13 protein-coding genes are annotated in these 17,615 nt (G+C 42.2%); 7 read left to right on the forward strand and 6 right to left on the reverse strand.

Annotated features, from left to right (window positions below):
- Window positions 1-44: 44 nt before the first annotated feature.
- The 5 genes from KQP79_RS13880 to ccsA are packed head-to-tail and all read left to right on the forward strand — an operon-like array spanning window position 45 to window position 6,750.
- On the forward strand, window positions 45-1,475 hold the full coding sequence (locus tag KQP79_RS13880; RefSeq protein WP_004300126.1) for a di-heme oxidoredictase family protein: 1,431 nt from the start codon (window positions 45-47) through the stop codon (window positions 1,473-1,475).
- 27 nt (window positions 1,476-1,502) lie between these two features.
- A complete protein-coding gene (locus tag KQP79_RS13885) occupies window positions 1,503-2,717 on the forward strand; it encodes a porin (RefSeq protein WP_004303732.1) in 1,215 nt (404 codons plus the stop codon).
- 23 nt (window positions 2,718-2,740) lie between these two features.
- Window positions 2,741-3,454 (forward strand): hypothetical protein, encoded by a 714-nt coding sequence (locus KQP79_RS13890; RefSeq protein WP_004300128.1) that lies wholly within the window; start codon window positions 2,741-2,743, stop codon window positions 3,452-3,454.
- Window positions 3,455-3,475: 21 nt separating this feature from the next.
- Entirely contained in the window at window positions 3,476-4,630 is a 1,155-nt protein-coding gene (locus KQP79_RS13895) for a Rid family hydrolase (RefSeq protein ID WP_004311876.1), read from the forward strand.
- A gap of 20 nt (window positions 4,631-4,650) precedes the next feature.
- Window positions 4,651-6,750: a cytochrome c biogenesis protein CcsA gene (gene ccsA / locus KQP79_RS13900; RefSeq protein WP_004325702.1), complete on the forward strand. Its 2,100-nt coding sequence runs from the start codon at window positions 4,651-4,653 to the stop codon at window positions 6,748-6,750.
- A 317-nt stretch (window positions 6,751-7,067) separates the two neighbouring features.
- Here the strand turns inward: ccsA and KQP79_RS13905 are convergent, their stop codons facing one another.
- From KQP79_RS13905 to KQP79_RS13920, 4 genes are all read right to left on the reverse strand, one after another.
- Window positions 7,068-7,676, reverse strand: coding sequence for a TetR/AcrR family transcriptional regulator (locus tag KQP79_RS13905; RefSeq protein WP_004300131.1), 609 nt, complete (start codon window positions 7,674-7,676; stop codon window positions 7,068-7,070).
- 17 nt (window positions 7,677-7,693) lie between these two features.
- On the reverse strand, window positions 7,694-9,430 hold the full coding sequence (locus KQP79_RS13910; RefSeq protein ID WP_061447579.1) for an ABC transporter ATP-binding protein: 1,737 nt from the start codon (window positions 9,428-9,430) through the stop codon (window positions 7,694-7,696).
- The gene (locus KQP79_RS13915; RefSeq protein WP_004300133.1) at window positions 9,423-11,195 is read right to left on the reverse strand and encodes an ABC transporter ATP-binding protein; all 1,773 of its coding nucleotides are present in this window, start codon (window positions 11,193-11,195) and stop codon (window positions 9,423-9,425) included. The genes KQP79_RS13910 and KQP79_RS13915 overlap by 8 nt, the downstream gene beginning before the upstream one ends.
- Window positions 11,196-11,460: 265 nt before the next feature.
- The gene (locus KQP79_RS13920) at window positions 11,461-13,767 is read right to left on the reverse strand and encodes a family 20 glycosylhydrolase (RefSeq protein WP_004300134.1); all 2,307 of its coding nucleotides are present in this window, start codon (window positions 13,765-13,767) and stop codon (window positions 11,461-11,463) included.
- A 184-nt stretch (window positions 13,768-13,951) separates the two neighbouring features.
- On the opposite strand from KQP79_RS13920, the gene KQP79_RS13925 reads away from it, so the two are divergent.
- Window positions 13,952-14,866, forward strand: coding sequence for a cation diffusion facilitator family transporter (locus KQP79_RS13925; protein ID WP_004300135.1), 915 nt, complete (start codon window positions 13,952-13,954; stop codon window positions 14,864-14,866).
- 533 nt (window positions 14,867-15,399) lie between these two features.
- A complete protein-coding gene (locus KQP79_RS13930) occupies window positions 15,400-16,629 on the forward strand; it encodes a site-specific integrase (RefSeq protein WP_004311878.1) in 1,230 nt (409 codons plus the stop codon).
- A 65-nt stretch (window positions 16,630-16,694) separates the two neighbouring features.
- Here the strand turns inward: KQP79_RS13930 and KQP79_RS13935 are convergent, their stop codons facing one another.
- Both KQP79_RS13935 and KQP79_RS13940 read right to left on the reverse strand, forming a co-directional pair.
- Window positions 16,695-17,006 (reverse strand): helix-turn-helix domain-containing protein, encoded by a 312-nt coding sequence (locus KQP79_RS13935; protein WP_004311879.1) that lies wholly within the window; start codon window positions 17,004-17,006, stop codon window positions 16,695-16,697.
- A gap of 5 nt (window positions 17,007-17,011) precedes the next feature.
- Window positions 17,012-17,179: a helix-turn-helix domain-containing protein gene (locus KQP79_RS13940; protein ID WP_008771129.1), complete on the reverse strand. Its 168-nt coding sequence runs from the start codon at window positions 17,177-17,179 to the stop codon at window positions 17,012-17,014.
- Between the last annotated feature and the right edge of the window lie 436 nt (window positions 17,180-17,615).

Below are 17,615 nucleotides of genomic sequence, written 5' to 3' on the forward strand. Positions count from 1 at the left end.
TTTGGTATGTTTAAAACATATTATTGAAACAAAGTCAATAAACAATGAATCACTTTCTAAAATATTCATTCTCTTTCTTTTGCCTGTTGGCATGCTCTGCCTGTAATGATGACGGAATTGACATATTGGATATCGAGATTCCGGAGGGCTATGCTCTATCAGCCGGAACATCAACTATTTTCTTGAATTCGTCTGTTGCTTATGACACGCCTGCAGATTGGATAACAGGAGCATACGATGTACGTTTCACCCGAGGTGACAGACTATATGACGATGTACGTACAAGTAACAACGGTCATGGCGGCGGACTTGGTCCCGTTTATGCCGGTTATTCGTGCGGCAGTTGCCACCGGAATGCGGGACGTACCAAACCCTCTTTATGGACAGAGGGTGGATCGGGCAGCTATGGATTCTCTTCCATGCTAGTCTACATATCCCGTAAAAACGGAGCTTTCTTTCAAGATTATGGACGTGTGCTTCATGACCAGGCAATCTATGGAGTGCAACCGGAAGGCAAACTGTCTGTGGAATACACTTACGAGACATTTTCTTTCCCTGATGGAGAAGCCTACACACTTTGCAAACCCAATTATACTATATCTGAATGGTATGCCGAAGAAATCAAACCGGAAGATTTGTTTTGTACCGTACGTATTCCATTACGCCATGTAGGCATGGGGCAAATGATGGCACTAGATCCTGTTGAAATTGAAGCACTTGCAGCAAAAAGTAATTATCCCGAATATGGAATCAGCGGACGATGTAATTACATCACCGAACGCGGAGTGAGAAGTCTGGGATTGTCCGGCAACAAAGCTCAACATGCCGATTTAACTGTAGAATTGGGATTCTCCAGTGATATGGGCGTTACCAACAGCCGCTATCCGGAAGAAATCTGTGAAGGACAAATACAAGTAAACCAAGGTAGCATGATGGGGCTTTCTTACGACCAACTGGATGTCAGCACAGAAGAGATGGAAAACGTAGATCTCTATATGCAAAGTCTTGGTGTTCCCGCCCGGCGTAATGTAAACGATCCGCAAGTAATCAAAGGGGAACAGAACTTCTATAAAGCCAAATGTCATCTCTGTCATGTGACCACTTTACACACTAAGACACGTGGTAGTGTTTTATTAAATAATACTCAACTCCCGTGGTTAGGCGGTCAAACGATTCACCCTTATTCTGATTATCTATTACATGATATGGGTTCTGAAATTATGGGAGTCGGACTGAACGACAACTATATAAGCGGGCTGGCACGTGGAAACGAATGGCGTACTACCCCTCTTTGGGGAATCGGCTTACAAGAAAAGGTCAACGGACATACTTATTTCTTGCATGACGGACGTGCCCGCAATCTGACAGAAGCCATCATGTGGCATGGCGGAGAAGGAGAAGCATCAAAGAACTTATTTAAGAATATGAGTAAGGAAGACCGGGATGCGCTGATTGCATTTTTAAATTCACTTTAAACTAAAAGTAGTATATATAAAGTAATTATGAAGAGATTTATAATCATTGCCATGCTGACTGCCATAATGCCTTTGGCCGCTATGGCACAACATGAAGAAGATACAGAAAATGGTGTAGTATCATTAGCTGGAAGAGAAGGATTCACTATCGAAACCAAGAAAGGAGATTTTGTATTCAAACCCTATCTGCTCGTACAGACCAGTGCAAACTTCAATTGGTACGACGATGAAGGACTGGATAAAGCATACAATCAAGATAACATAGCCAACTCCGGATTTTCAGTTCCTTACGCCGTACTCGGATTCACCGGAAAGGCTTTCGATAAAGTATCTTTCAACCTTTCCATAAATGCGGCAGCCAGTGGAGGCGCATTACTTCAACAAGCCTGGTTTGATGTTCAACTGAAAAAGCAGTTTGCCATCCGGGTCGGTAAATTCAAAACTCCGTTTTCACATGCCTACCTGACAACACTGGGAGAAACATTGTTACCTAGTTTGCCAGTATCACTGACTGCTCCCGTTATCCTCCCCTATTCTTTGAATGCGGTAACACCCAATATTGGCACCGGATTCGATTTAGGTGTAGAGATTCACGGTTTGGTAGCTGATAAATTCGGGTATGAAATCGGTTTATTCAACGGTACGGGTGCAGCGGTAAATACAGCAACAAAAACATTTAGTGATGACTGGCACATTCCGTCTTTACTGTACGCCGGACGTTTCACCTATATGCCTAAAGGAGTGATGCCCGCTACACAGGGAAATCCGAACAGGCTGAATGAAGACAAAATCATGTTTGGTATTTCTACCTCTATCAATGTAGAAAGTGAAAATGAAAGTACCAATGATTATCGTGCCGGATTGGAGTTTGCAATGCTAAAGAACAAACTTTACCTGGGTGCTGAAGTCTATTATATGAATGTTGGCTTCACAAAAAGACAAAAGATTTCCGAGTCATATAATTACCTGGGCGGCTATGTACAAGGTGGTTACTTCGTTGCCCCCCGTCTGCAAGCAGCTGCACGCTATGATTTCTTCAACCGTAACGGAATGGACACCAATGGTTTTCTAAATATGCCAGCCGTGGGTATGAACTATTTTTTCAAGAACTGTAATCTGAAGTTACAAGCGATGTACCAGTATATTGCCCGTAAAGGTCATGATACCCAACTTGATCGGGATAACGACGATTTAGGTTTGGCAGTACATTCGGCCAGTATTCTACTTCAGTATACATTCTAAATAGCACAAGAAAGGATTTGTTTATGAAAAAATACATTCTTTTCGGAGGTTATCTACTGTTATTGGCATATATCACATCATGCGATGACGGACGTATTTACGAAAAGACAGAGACCCTATCAGAAGAAGGACGCACGCTGAAGATGAGCGGTAAGATCAATGGTATCAGTAAATGGCCCGATGGTTATAGTGTTGTAGTGGCAGGCTTCAATGATGAGAGCGAGTATGCCGTTGTCACCAAAACAATTCCGGCGGTCGAAGATGATGAGATCCAGGTTACGATGACAGGAGTCAGTGATAAAGTAACCACTATTGAATTGTGCGTTATTAATAAATTGAGAAAACGAGTTATCAGTTTTCAGTCAATGGACGACCTTACAGCAGTTGACGACACCATCCTTATGGATGTGGGAACTGTAAATGTAGGTATGTACCATGGCATTCAAGAAAAAGTATTTAATACGACATGCGCACACTGTCATGGCGGAAGTAGTTCGGCAGCAGCCAACCTGTATCTGACAGAAGGCAAAAGTTACGAGGCACTGGTCAACCGCCCGTCGAAGAAAGTAGATGGCATGTTACTCGTCAAGCCGGGCAGTGCGCAAGAAAGCGTATTGCACACATTATTGAATACCACTATTAGTTCAACCTGGGGATACGATCACTCAAAAGAAATAGTATCATCTCCGATTTTGACCCTTATTGACGACTGGATCAATAACGGTGCGCAAGAATAAATAGTTATTTACCCAACTGATATGAACAACAAAAAACAACAGAATATTCAGTCTGAAAAGACGCTAACAGAGATTTTTAAATATAATGCAGGAGGAGAAGCTTCAGAGTATCATATTATCATTCATTCTACTAAACCGGAAGATACATACGAAGAACAGCTGAATGCAGTATTAAACACCTACGATTATTTACTTACCCAAGAATTGAAAGGAGCAGTTGCCATCCTCAAACGTTATTTCCTTAGTGACGCTGCCAATCAGGCAGATACACTACTGGCATTGACAACCGAAGGTTCGGACTGCGCACTTTCCATTGTGGAACAGCCCCCGCTGGACGGAACAAAAATAGCCTTATGGGTTTACCTGTTGACAGATGTACAGACACAAGTCTTACATAACGGGCTTTTTGAGGTGAAACACAGTGCCTATCGCCACTTCTGGGGCGGTAGTGCATTCAATCGTGCCGCCAATTCGGAATACCAGACCCGTCTATTATTGAACGACTATGTGATGCAACTCATGGAACAAGGTTGTAAACTGGCAGACAATTGTATCCGTACATGGTTTTTCGTGCAAAATGTAGATGTGAATTATGCCGGAGTAGTGAAAGCACGTAATGAAGTTTTCGTCACCCAAAACCTGACAGAAAAAACACATTATATTTCCAGCACAGGCATCGACGGCCGGCATGCCGACCCGAAAGTACTGGTACAAATGGATACTTACGCTGTAGCAGGAATGCAACCGGAACAGATTCATTTCCTCTATGCTCCTACCCATCTGAACCCAACTTATGAATATGGAGTAAGCTTTGAACGTGGCACGTATGTAGATTATGGAGACCGCCGACAGGTATTTATTTCAGGAACGGCAAGTATCAACAACAAAGGCGATGTGGTATATCCCGGCAACATCCGCAAACAGACAGAACGAATGTGGGAGAATGTGGAAACCCTGTTGAAAGAAGCGGACTGCACGTTTGAAGATTTGGGACAAATGATTGTATATCTGCGTGACATAGCCGACTATACAGTTGTTAAAGCAATGTATGACAAACGTTTCCCACATACTCCTAAAGTATTTGTTCATGCTCCGGTATGCCGTCCCGGATGGTTGATTGAGATGGAATGTATGGGAGTGAAAGAATGTAAGAACAAGGAATACGCTCCATTTTAATATCATAAAAGATTATACAGTTGAAAAGGTTACTTATTATCTTATATATCTGTCTGGTGGGACTACTCGCTGTGACTACTTTCGTAGAACAAGCGTATGGGACAGATTTTGTAGAAAGAAATATATATCATACATGTTGGTTTTGTTGTTTGTGGGGAACAATTGCCACCATTGCACTTGTTGCTCTCATCCGACGCGCTTTATGGCGACGGTTCCCCATATTGTTGTTTCATGGCTCTCTCCTCGTTATCTTGGTGGGGGCCATGATTACGTTTATCGGAAGCAAAAAAGGATACGTACACTTGCTTCCGGGGGCAACGATAGACAGTTTCCTGGAATCGGAAAGCGGCAGAAAAGCTGATCTGCCATTCACAATACAACTAGATAGTTTCCGTATAGCATACTATCCCGGAACAGAAGCACCGGCAGACTACATCAGCTATATCACCTACTCTCTTCCCGGACAGAAAAATGTTCTATTACACGAACAGATTTCAATGAATCGTATATTTACATCACAAGGTTTCCGTTTCTATCAGTCATCTTTCGATGATGACGGAAAAGGGAGCTGGCTGACTGTCAATTATGATCCATGGGGAACAGGAGTGACTTATGCAGGATATATCCTGCTCGGTCTCTCCATGATTTGGCTACTATTTTCCCGCAGTAGTGATTTCCGACGCCTGCTAAACCACCCGCTACTTAAAAAAGGAGGTGTATTTATACTGTTTATTTTCTGCCTTGCAGGTAACATGCAAGCACAAAAAAAACTCCTTCCTGCATTGAAACGAACACAAGCGGACAGTTTAGCACAGGAACAGGTTATTTATCACGACCGGGTAGTACCTTTCAACACATTAGCCCGTGATTTCATTCAGAAACTGACAGGAGAAGCTTCATATAAAGGATTGACACCTGAACAAGTGATAGGTGGCTGGTTACTTTATCCGGAAGTGTGGAGAAATGAGCCATTGATATACATCAAAAATACAGAATTACAGCATTTATTAAACTTACAAACACCTTATGCTCGATTAACTGATTTATTTGACGGTTCTGTTTACCGTCTTCGTGAACATTGGCAACGTGAACAAGGACAACAAAACAAACTCGCCAAAGCAATCCAGGAAACAGATGAAAAAGTAGGCCTGATCCTGATGTTGGAAAAAGGAACATTCATCCATCCATTACCCACTGATGGCAGCGTGCAACCTCTCTCCGAACTGGAAGTGAAAGCAGAATTACTCTACAACCGGATTCCGTTCAGCAAGATTCTTTTTATGATAAATCTGTCATTGGGAGTGTTGTCTTTCCTGCTTCTACTTCATAACAGCCTGCAAAGAAATATCCTCTCGCTCAAAGCCAAAACGATTTCCCGCACAGCAGGAACTTTCTTTTCTGTTGCACTCTATCTTGCTTTCATATTCCATTTAGCAGGATATTGCCTGCGCTGGTACATCGGCGGTCGTATTCCACTTAGCAACGGTTACGAAACCATGCAGTTTATGGCTCTTTGTATTCTTTTGATAGCCTGTCTGCTCCATCGAAGATTTTCATTTATACTTCCATTCGGATTCCTCCTCTCCGGCTTTGCTTTGTTGGTTTCCTATCTGGGACAAATGAATCCCCAGATAACCCCATTAATGCCGGTGCTCGTCTCTCCATGGCTAAGTATTCATGTTTCATTGATTATGATGTCTTATGCCCTATTGGCATTCATCATGCTAAACGGAATACTGGCATTATGCCTCCGGAAAAAAGAATCGGAAAACAATGTCTCCGGAAACGACGCTATACAAGACAACCGGATAGAACAGTTGACGCTAGTCAGCCGCTTGCTGCTCTACCCTGCCACCTTCTTTTTAGGAGCAGGCATCTTTCTGGGAGCAGTTTGGGCAAACGTTTCCTGGGGACGATACTGGGCGTGGGACCCGAAAGAAGTATGGGCACTGATTACTTTTCTGGTATATGGAGTAGCCTTCCATTCACAAAGTCTGCGCATTTTCCGCAAGCCTCTATTCTTCCATATCTATATGATTCTTGCTTTCCTGACCGTCTTAATGACCTATTTCGGGGTAAATTATGTTCTTGGAGGGATGCATAGTTATGCAAACGCCTGAACCACTATATATAGCTAGTAATTGATAGAAGAATACCCATTTTAGGGGATTGCGGGAAAAGCGGAAAGCCCCTATCTTTGCAGTATCAGAATTAAATTAATTAGTCATAATTATATTACGTAGCCACATTAAAAATACATAGAAATCGGCCGAAGTGATTCACCCGCATTTCTTTTATTTGGTTGTTAAGTTGAAAAACCATATAATGTATTCATTTTGGAATATGAATAGATGACATATTCTAAAAGAGGCAAGGACGTTCGGCTTGTGAAAGCCGGACGTTTTTTTATATCAGTAAGAGAATAAAGTGAGAGAGCTCATGCATTCATGAGCTCTTTCCAACCAGCCGTTTCAAAAGCGATATACTCCGCTATAAACTTCTCCATCTCTTCTTTCTTCACAGGATGCAACACCAGCTCTTCGAGTAGGGCAAACAACCATACCGTATTCAGGTGAATAAAGAAGTTAGTTATTGCTATATTGATATGCGGATATTTCTGCTTCATTCCTTGAAAAAAAACAGAAATCGTACGCGTCATCAAATCTGTATATTCAGAACGGAAGTTCTCCAAAACAGAACCTTGTGCCTGAAAAAGCAGCAACCGCAAACGGTCACGATGTTCAGAGACCAATCTGATATATTCCCGTACAGACATTTTCTGATAATCCGAATCCATAAAGACGTCTATCGTCATCTGATCTGCATCGTGATTATAAATCATAGCATACAGATCATTCAATACCGGTTTCAGAATCGTACGGAATATCTCATCCTTATTGGTGAAATAATGATAGATATTACTCACCGTCACCCCTGCCCTCGAAGCTATTTCACGCATAGAGGCATCCTTGTATCCCTTTTCCAGAAACACTTCTTCGGCTGCCTTCAAGATTCCCTCTTGTATATCTCCTTTCAAAAATTGCATAGTATCGTTGCTATTTATCAATTCATATTTGTAACCTGTCTGTTCACCATCCGGGCAAATATACCATTTTTCTTTTTCAATTCCTCCGGTGTTCCCATTTCAGCAACACTTCCATTCTCCAATACTACAATTTTGTCGGCATTGGCAACGGTGCGCATACGGTGCACAATAATCAGCACCGTTTTGTTACGTACCAATTCAGATATACCTGCCTGTATCTTGGTTTCATTCTCAACATCAAGCGAAGCCGTAGCCTCATCCAACAGAACAATCGGAGCATCCTTCAACAAAGCGCGGGCAATGGAAATACGCTGACGCTCACCGCCGGATAATGTTTCTCCATTCTCACCGATAATCGTCTGGTATCCCTGCGGCATTTTAGTGACAAACTCATCACATTGTGCCAAGCGGGCAACTCTCCGGACTTCCTCATCCGTAGCATCCCGTTTGCCAATACGGATATTATCCATAATGGAAGCATTGAAAAGAACTACATCCTGAAAGACAACGGAATAGTTTTTCAACAAAGTTTCAGGATCAATCCGACTGATATCCTGCCCGCCGAGGGTAATCTTTCCCGACTGGATATCCCAGAAACGTGCCGCCAACCTGGCCGCCGTACTCTTGCCACTACCTGAAGGACCAACCAAAGCCGTTTTTTCACCTTGCCGGGCAATAAAAGACAAGTTATTCAGAATTTGTTTTCCCTGCTCATAAGCAAAGTCTACCTGTCTGAATTCGATATCATAACCTTGAGGAGTGAATTCGGTAGTCCCGTTTTGTACCGGCAATGCTTCCATCTCATTCATTCTATTGATACGCACATCCAAATAGAACAAAGCGGCAATATTATTCATCACCTCACTGACCGGAGCATACACACGCGACCCGATAACCATAAATATAAGATAGGTAAACAAATCAACCGTACCCGAAGCCAAGAGATTGGCACCAACGATAATAACGCTTGCCAGTCCGAGTTTCAATACACTCTGGGAACCGTTTACCAACATGCCGAGCACCAGTTCATTACGAGTCAATACCTTTTCATAGGTATCAATGCTCGCATCCAGTTTTTCCAGATAGTCTCTCTCCTGATTGTAGGATTTTATCTCCTGAATGGTATCGAGTCCTTCCTGGATATGCTCGGTCACCATCCGCTTGTTCAGATAATTACTTTCATTGCTTTTCTGTATTTCCTTCTTCGAGAAAAGAAGGATTGCGGCAGCAAGCGGCACTACCCAGAACAAAGCAATCGTCAACTGCCAGTTATAAAATGCCATGCCGACGGTAATAAGCAGAATACTGATAATGGAAGCAAACAACTGGGGAACCGCATGCGAGAAAGTATGCTCGAGATCAGTGCAGTCATCCATAATCGTGGCGGTGAGGTCGGAAAGATTCTTTTCGCCAAAGAAAGCCAGAGGCAACTTGCGAAGTTTTTCCGCCAATGAGATACGCCGGTTTGCACTCTCATCATAAACGGTGGTATAGGTACTACGATATTGCAATACCGCAAATATATACATGACTATCATAAAGACAATACCGAGTATGCTATAATAGAGAATACCATGCGTCACCGAAGCCGAAGGCTGAAACACAGGACGAAGATATTCCTCAAGAAAAAGAAAAACAAATACCGCCGGCAACATCAATACAATATCGAGCAGTGTAGTGAAAAACACACCTTTACAGAAATCTTTCGCTCCTTTAGTTGAAAGGGCAAAACGTCTTTTTATTACTTCAATCATTAGAAACCTCCTTTCCTATTGTCCAGCGAACAGATTGCTGGTATTCATTCCACATATGATAATAGATGCCTTGTTTTCCAAGCAGGTTGGCATGTGTACCTTGTTCCGCAATCTTCCCCTTGTCAATGACGAGGATATTGTCGGCATCAGTGATGCTTGAAAGACGATGAGCAATCATCAATACGGTTTTTCCTTTTGTCAGTTCTTTCAAGGCTTGCTGGATGAGATGCTCATTTTCGGGGTCGGCAAAAGCAGTCGCCTCATCCAGTACAATGATGGGAGCATTTTTCAGGATTGCACGTGCCAGTACGATCCGTTGCTGTTCCCCGCCGGAGAGATATGTTCCCTCCGTACCAATCTTCGTATTCAGTCCGAGCGGAAGTTTATTGATAATTTCCCGGCATTGTGCCATATCTACTGCCCGTTCCACTTCCTCCATTGTCGCGTCGGGATTACCATATTTGATATTTTCGAGCAGAGAAGTCTTGAACAGCTTTGTATTCTGGAACACGAAAGAAATATATTTCATCAGTTCTTCGGGAGCGATTTCTCTTACATTGATGCCACCTATTAAAACTTTCCCTTCCGTTGCCTCCCAGAAACGGGGAACTAGACGGGCAATCGTTGTTTTCCCTCCGCCCGAAGCTCCGACAAGAGCTACTGTGTTTCCTTGCGGAATAGTGAAACTAACATCATCCACCGCCTTTTGATTAGCTCCCGGATAGCTGAAGGAAACTTTTTCGAACTGAATACTGAATTCCTTTACCGGTTGTGGATGCTCTACAACAGTCAGGTGCTCATAAGCAACCAGATTCTCAAGACGTCCGATAGCTTCACTCGCCTGCCCCAAAGCCTGATTGAGATACATACTCTTCATGATACTTTGGGAGAATACAGGAGTAATGAGAACAAACAGGAAGAAATTAAGTAATACCGATGCATAATTACCTGAATAACCAATCAGCAAAATAGCCAACGGAGCAAGGAAAAACACAAAACCATTGATTATTACGGTATAGAGCGACATCGGCTTCTCCCACATTCGTGTATAGCCGAATACCATTTTATTATAATTCATGATACAGCGGTGAAAGTTTTTGAAAGAGTAAATAGTCTGCTGGAAAACCTTCACTACGGGAATTCCTCTCACATACTCTACAGCTTCGGTATTCATTTCCTCCAGAGAGGTCATGTAGCTTTTCATAAACTGCCGTCCCTCCGCATTCATCATAAAACCCATAACCAGCATGGCAATAATTACAGGGACGATACATGCCAGACCGAGTATCCAATCGAACACAAAAATCAGTATGGCAGCTACCAACGGCACTAGAAAAGTAGCCGCAAGGTCGGGCAACTGATGTGCCAGAAAACTATGGGTAACCCCTGCATTGTCATCTATAATCTTGCGAATACGTCCGCTCGTATTAATGTCAAAGAAGCCGAGAGGCATACGCACTATCTGGCGCATGGCTTCTTTACGCAAATTCGATTCAACCCGAAAAGCTGCAAGATGCGAAGACATCAATGCGGCAAAATAAAGGACGATGCTCGCCACGGCCATGCCTGCCGCCCACCAGGCATACGTCACCACATTACCGGAAGAGGTTATCTCTCCGTGTTCAAGCAGTTCTCTCACAATCAGCCAAATAAGGATATAAGGCAACATGCCCGCCAGGGCACTTAGGGCAGACAGCAGCATTGCCGCAGGCAAAAGCACTTTCCGTTTACCCATGTAGTTCTGAAGTTTTTTCAATGTACTCATAACGTACGTTCAATCTATATTAAGTTCGACAATCATTTAACTTATCGCTTGTTTTCAAAAAAGAACAATATTCGAAATCGTTCAAAAAAAAGAGAGCTTATATTTCTATAAGCTCTCTTCATCCCATTCAATCCGGTGCATGTGCACCTTTGATATATGATTAATCTCGACTCGTCTCTCACTGATTCGCATAAGTTTTCAAATATTTTCTGCAAAGGTACAGCTCGCCGGCAAGACGGACAATACCTAAAAATAATGAAATTTGCTATTCATGTTTCAGCCATGCACTTGGCAATACTTCTTTTTCACCTTTTTCATTCACCAGTTCCATCTGCAATACGCCTCCGTTACAATCGAAGTAACGTACCTCTATCGGATGAAGCCCGGCTTTCAAAGCCTTCTGCACAATAATCTCTACCGGCGAATGTGCTCCATCATTATCTCCCAACAATTCACCGTCAAGCATTAATGTGCTACCGTCGTCCGAGAGAAGGGCAAATGTATAGATACCATCGGCAGGAACTTCCAGATAGCCGGTCAATACCAGACCGATATTTCCTTTCACCTCTTCGGGAATGGATACCGATTCCACCACATACTCCCCTTTGACAGGAGCTGCATCAATATCCGCACAAAGATTACCACGGAAATCGTGCCATACTGCTTTCAAGCCGGGCTGCAAAGCAGCCGGAGCAGTCACCGCCTCCGCATAAGGAGCCTTTACATACTTGGTACGCACCGCATCCGAAGGAGAACCATCCGGACGAAAAGTGCGGAAAGCGAAATCCGTAGTCTTCCCAACTTCCAAAGCACCGTTATAAAGAGCTGATTCTTTGGTAGGCATACTGCCGTCTGTCGTATAACGTATTTCAGTACCGGGTAACGGGCAGGTCAATTCCACAGTTGTTTCATCAATAAATGCATTCACTTTATAGAATCCCTGCAAATCAGGCACCCTATAATTTACCCTCATCACATCCATCCGCTTAAATTGCGGAACAAGCTGACGATAAAATTCTTCGAGACCCGGTTTAGCTGTCGGCTCCGCCCAAGCTATTTCACTCAACGCTATCATACGGGGAACAATCAAATATTCAATGCGCTTCATTGTCGGAATCCATTCAGCCCAGAGATTCGCCTGCACACCCCAGATATATTTCTTCTGTTCCGGCGATAACCGCTCGTCTGCACACGGATCATACGCAAGTATTTTCTTTACTGAATTCTGATCCTGCGCATAATCGAAATAGAAATATTCATTCGGACAAGCAATCACTTTCTGCTTTTGTGCAGTTGCCGTAGGCAATGCATCTTTCGCCCAACTTCTCCACCAGGTAATGGCAGCATCGGAAGATAATCCGTCGGATACCACTTCATCCCAGCCTATGAGTTTCTTTCCGTTGGCAAGGAAGAATTTCTCCATGTCACGTACAAACCATGCCTGAAGTTCTTCTACCGAACCCAGTTTCTCCGTACGAATCCGTTTCTGACAAAGAGGACATTTCTTCCAGTTGGCTTTTTCCACTTCATCACCACCCATGTGCACATATTCATAAGGGAAAAGTTCAAAAACTTCTTTGAACACATTCTGACAGAACTCCAGCGTTGTATCTTTGCCCGGACAGATAGGAGAAGAGAAAGTTTTCCCCCACCCGATTAATCCGTCACACACCAATTCCGGATATTGACCGATAGCTGCCAGGAAATGTCCCGGCATATCGATCTCGGGAATGACATCGATACCTCTTTGCGTAGCATAGGCTACTATTTCTTTTATATCATCATGAGTGTAATAACCTCCATACAGCGTATCTCCTTCCACAATGCGTATCTTATCTTCCGGAATCAGGAAATCGGTATTATCTTCTTCTTTCGCACGTGCCATACAGGTACGATCCTGCGTATTGAATTTACGCCAGGCCCCTTTTTCTGTAAGCAACGGGTATTTCTCGATCTCTATACGCCAACCCTGATCGTCGGACAGATGCCAGTGGAACTTATTAAGTTTATACAAAGACATCAGATCTAATACATGCTTCACTTCTTTTTTATTCCAGAAATGGCGGGAAGCATCCAACATAAATCCACGCCATTCAAACCGTGGCGCATCTTCTATTTGCACGACAGGGATAGAATAATTCTGTTTCTCTCCCTGCACTTCTATCGTTGCAGGAAGCAACTGGCGAATAGTAGTAATAGCAGAAATAATACCCGAATAGTCAGTTGCCTCTACCCGAATATACTCCGGTGTAGACTCAAGTTTATAAGAGCTAGGCTTTCCAACAGTATCCTTCAACTGAAAATACATATCTACCTGACTCTTATCGGTAGTGACTTCAACAGAAGACGATATGACATTCCGAAGAATCTCCTGCAGATACCCGGCAGCCGGAAACAAGGACTGATCGGAAACCCCAATCTTCATTCCATCTTTTAAAACAAACGAGCCAGACTGCTCGGTCAGACTAACGGGGGTAGGTAAGATTGCAATCTCTTGCTTGACGGTAGGCGTGCAAGAAGAAAAAATACAAGCTGACACAATGAGAAAAGAGCTACTTAGTTTTTTGAACATGCGGTTAACTATTTAATAAATTAATTGTCCTGTTTTTAATTGACCATCTATATATAATACAACTAAAACGTATAAACTACTAAAAAGGCAGAAAAAGTTTTTTGCGACTTCATATCACAGACTCCTATTAATGTTTATCTTTGCTCCCCAATCCCATTACAAACAATTATAAAGAGTCACTTCAATGTCAAGAGAGAAAATACTAATCACAACCTCGTGGATCAGCACAATTGGCAATGCAATCTTGTCCGTATCCAAAATCATAATCGGTTTATTTGCCGGTAGTTTAGCCGTAGTCGGCGACGGTATCGACTCGGCAACCGACGTCGTTATCTCTATCGTTATGATTTTTACGGCACGCCTCATCAACCGCCCTCCTTCAAAGAAATATGTATTCGGATATGAGAAAGCGGAAGGGATCGCAACAAAGATTCTATCACTCGTGATATTTTATGCCGGTGTACAAATGTTGCTATCATCCACTAAAAACATCTTTTCAGATGAAGTGAAAGAGATACCATCGGCTATCGCCATCTATGTCACTATATTTTCTATTATCGGTAAACTCTTACTGGCTTCATACCAGTACAAACAGGGAAAGAAGATCAACAGTTCCATGCTCACGGCAAACGCTATCAATATGCGTAATGATGTTGTCATTTCAACCAGTGTTTTGTTAGGATTGATATTTACTTTTATCTTCAAATTGCCGATACTCGATTCGATAACAGGATTGATAATCAGTCTCTTTATCATCAAATCTTCCATCAGCATCTTCATTGATTCCAATGTGGAGCTAATGGACGGGGTGAAAGATGTCAATGTATATAATAAGATATTCGAGGCTGTAGAGAAAGTGCCCGGTGCCAGTAATCCGCATCGCGTCCGGTCACGAATGATAGGGAATCTCTATATGATTACCCTTGATATAGAAGTGAATCCACAAATCACGATCACGCAAGCCCATGAGATTGCCGATGCAGTGGAGAAGAGCATCATTAATTCGGTAGATAATGTATATGACATTCTGGTACATGTGGAACCTGCCGGTAAATGTCAGACAGGAGAAAAATTCGGGGTCGATAAAGATATGGTTTGATCCATCTCTACACAGAGTTTCTTTCACTTTCCTCTATCACCTATCACCGACACTTCCAAAAGCTCTTATTCATGGGGATTTCAGGGGTGGTGACAGGTTGTTTGCAACCTATCACCGCATCTATCACCTATCACCGCCCGATCAATCAATGATTAACAAGGAGAAAAGAACAAGTCTCTATACGACATATTAGTTTCAGCCGCTTGAAACTTTTAGTTTCAAGGCTTGGAACAAAGTGTTTCCCGGTGTGAAACAAATCGTTTCAAGCCTTGAAACAAAGTGTTTTTTCAAGATGCGCAAATATAGTGCAAACCTATTAAAATTCAAATAGTTATAAAACTAATGTTTTAATCGGATGTGGTGAATAAAGCTAAATAGAGCATATTTGGGAGTGAGTTATGTTACTTATCTGTTACCTCTTCCAATTTGCCTACTAATCGGATATAAGGCATTAGTTTTCAATATATTGCATTATTCTTCATAACTTCAAATACCTCAACAGTAATTAAATTTGTAACTAAAAAAGTTGAGTTATGAGAAGTACATTCAGAGTGTTGTTTTACACTAAAAATCAATCGATTAAGAATGGTAAAGTACCTGTAATGGGACGTATTACCATCAACAAGACCACAGCTTGCTTTAGCTGTAAGAAGGAGGTGTCTATTTCTTTATGGGACGCCAAAGCTAATAGGGCTAAAGGGAAATCCGAAGAAGCTAGAATGTTAAACCAGGAACTTGATAATGCCAAAGCCCAAATTGCCAAGCATTACCAATACATATGCGATCATGACAGTTTTGTCACAGCCAAGAAAGTCTATAGCCGCTATGTCGGTTTTAAAGAAGATTCCCACACCCTTATGGAGCTTTTCAGGGAACAGCTTGAGTCATACAAGGAGAAAGTAGGCAAGGAAAAGGCAAAAAGCACCTATCTTGGTTTAGTAGCCGATTATAAGAGCGCATTGCTTTTTTTGAAAGACAAAAAGAATGTTGAGGACATTGCACTTGATGAACTTGACAAAGATTTTATTGAAGACTATTATAATTGGATGTTGGGCACATGCGGCTCGGCCAGTTCTACAGCATTCGGACGTGTTAATACCATGAAATGGCTAATGCATATCGCTCAAGAGAAAGGTTTAATAAAAGTTCATCCCTTCACGGGTTTTGGATGTAAGCCGGGATATAAAAGACGTTCATTTCTCTCTGAAGAAGAACTGCAGAGGCTTATACATGTAGAATTGAGGTATAAACGTCAGCAGGCTATGCGTGACATGCTACTTTTCATGTGCTTCACAGGCCTCGCCTTCGCAGATCTGAAAGCAATTACTTATAAGAATATCCATACAGATTCTGATGGTGGCACATGGCTCATGGGAAACCGTATAAAAACAGGCGTAGCATACGTCGTGAAATTATTACCTATAGCAATTGAACTTGTAGAAAAGTATAAGGGTGATAACAAAAAGAAAGATTCTCCTGATTGCGTTTTCCCCGTCGGTGATTATGAAACCATGAAAAGTAGTTTTAAGGTTTTAGGGAAAAAGTGTGATTGTAATGTAAATATCACCCCTCATATCGGGAGACATACCTTTGCAGTTTTGGCTATATTGAAAGGCATGCCGTTAGAAACTTTGCAAAAAGTATTAGGACACAAATCGATTCTTTCCACACAAGTCTATGCTGAACTGATCAATCCGAAGGTTGGGGAAGATACGGATAGGATGTGCGACAAGATTGGTTCCGTGTATCGCTTGGCCAATTAGAATAAGTATGAAAAAACACCCTTCAGCAAATGTTGAAGGGTGTTTTTCGTATTCAGGCAGGTTGCTTATTTCAAGTAACGCCTGAAATCTTTATAGTTCTTTTTTAGTACCTCGTATAGCCCGCTTTCCGGATAGAGCAGTTTACCCCCGACAGAGGTAATTGAGGTATAAGGTATTGCCTTTTCATCCCGTAGTGTTTGTAATGTACGCTTGGAAACATGAAGCATCCGGCATACCTCATCTCCACTCAGATAATGTTCGTCTGCAATCGTCGGACGTATCCGTGCCGCAGCAGCCTCCAGATTTTTTCCTGTCCGTTTGATCCATCCGGTAAGTTCCTTGAACTCTTCCGAATCTTTAGTGATAATGTCTGCCATACTCTTTATTTTCTTTTTTTGATTAGTCCTTCCTCCAGAATTTGCTGGATGTCCACTTCTTTATAAAAGAATTTTCCACCGATATTAGAATAAGGAATCAGCCCGTTATCCCGGTAAGTCTGCAGTGCCCTTTTGGAAATATTGAGAGCCAGGCACACATCCTGCGCATCCAGTCACTTGTCCGGTGTTACGGGGGCTATTTTCTTTTGAAAGTCCATCATTTGCACGGACAGCATACTTAGTTGTTTCTTCAAGTCCTGATAAGCACTTGTTTCGATAATTGTCAGTTCCATGATTTATAAATTAAATTGTGAATAATGAAATTGGGTGCAAGATAAAGGGAATATTACTATAAATCAATCGTTTAGTTTCCAGTGTCGTTAATAGTCATTAATAGTCATTTTTTGTCAGCGTAGCTTTTCTTATACTTTTTATTTAACGGGGGAGTCGTGAAATCCGACATCCCTTATACAAATGGTAACTCTTTCATCTTTTTTCCTTTTTTGCCCTGCCACATTTCTTTATGATATGGATTTCTTCGGAGAAATCAGAAATATGAGTATCTTTGGAACGAAATATAGATTTAAATGGCAGGCAATAGCCTTCCAA

It is taken from the genome of Bacteroides sp. DH3716P, assembly GCF_025914115.1.
GTDB classification, from domain to species: domain Bacteria; phylum Bacteroidota; class Bacteroidia; order Bacteroidales; family Bacteroidaceae; genus Bacteroides; species Bacteroides ovatus.